Genomic DNA, 912 nt, shown 5'->3' with positions numbered 1-912 from the left:
AGTTGCTGTGACTAGATTTGATCGTCCTCTTGTTGGTCGCCTGCTTCTATATCTTCAATGACTACATCATTTTCGCGTGCTTCTTCTTCAGCAGCATCGCTCATGATGTCGTTAGCCATTTCAGTATTCATTGGGTCAGCTTTTTGCGTACGCGCAATTGCACGACGGTCAAATACTAAGTAGACACCTTCACAATCTAAAGTAATCGTATTTTTAGTTTCATCGATTTCAGCAATGACACCGTGTAAACCACCAATTGTTACTGCAGAATCGCCAACTGCCATTGCAGCCATCATTTGTTGCGTTTCTTTTTGTCGTTTTTGTTGCGGTCTAATTAACATGAAGTACATTAAAGCCACTAAAACAACTATATATAATACTGTTCCCATTAAAAGAATAACCTCCTATTTGATTATTTGTTCACATATGAACCGTTCATTTTTTTATCATTAGCATAATCGTACCATAAAGTGCCCATAAATTACATAGGTTAACCCTTGTAAGCCGAAAGATTTAGCAAGACCTAGCCTAGCTCTTTTTCAAAAAGAAAAGGTCTTGACCTAAAAGGCGGTTTTTTGAACCTTACCGTAATATTGCAAGAAGAATTCGTCTCTAAAGTCCAATAGACGGTCTTCGCGAATGGCATCTTTAATTTGCTCCATCAAATTGATTAAGAAATGCAAGTTGTGGATTGACGTTAACCGTAGTGCAAATGTTTCGTTAGCTTTCAATAGGTGACGGATGTAAGCACGTGTATAGTTACGGCAAGTGTAGCAGTCACAATTTGGATCTAATGGCGTAAAGTCGCGTGCATATTGCGCATTTTTGATGACTACACGTCCTTGACTGGTCATGGTAGTCCCGTTACGTGCAATACGTGTTGGCAATACACAATCAAACATATCGATACCA

At 38.9% G+C, this 912-nt stretch carries 2 protein-coding genes; both read right to left on the bottom strand.

The genetic code is table 11. From position 1 onward, the window contains the following. Positions 1 to 11: 11 nt before the first annotated feature. Complete coding sequence (gene yajC / locus ACRCJ0_RS15940) at positions 12 to 389, bottom strand: preprotein translocase subunit YajC (RefSeq protein WP_034258237.1); 378 nt, start codon at positions 387 to 389, stop codon at positions 12 to 14. Positions 390 to 560: 171 nt separating this feature from the next. After that, on the bottom strand, positions 561 to 912 hold a 352-nt coding region (locus tag ACRCJ0_RS15935; protein WP_431391147.1), incomplete at its 5' end, for a tRNA-guanine transglycosylase.

Source organism: Aerococcus sp. L_32 (assembly GCF_050689315.1).
Note: the sequence above shows the minus strand (reverse complement) of the source record. Positions and strands in the feature narration are given on the sequence as shown.

Excerpts from the sequence above, each read along its gene's own strand:
- yajC (WP_034258237.1), bottom strand. The coding sequence starts at position 389 with ATGGGAACAGTATTATATATAGTTGTTTTAGTGGCTTTAATGTACTTC.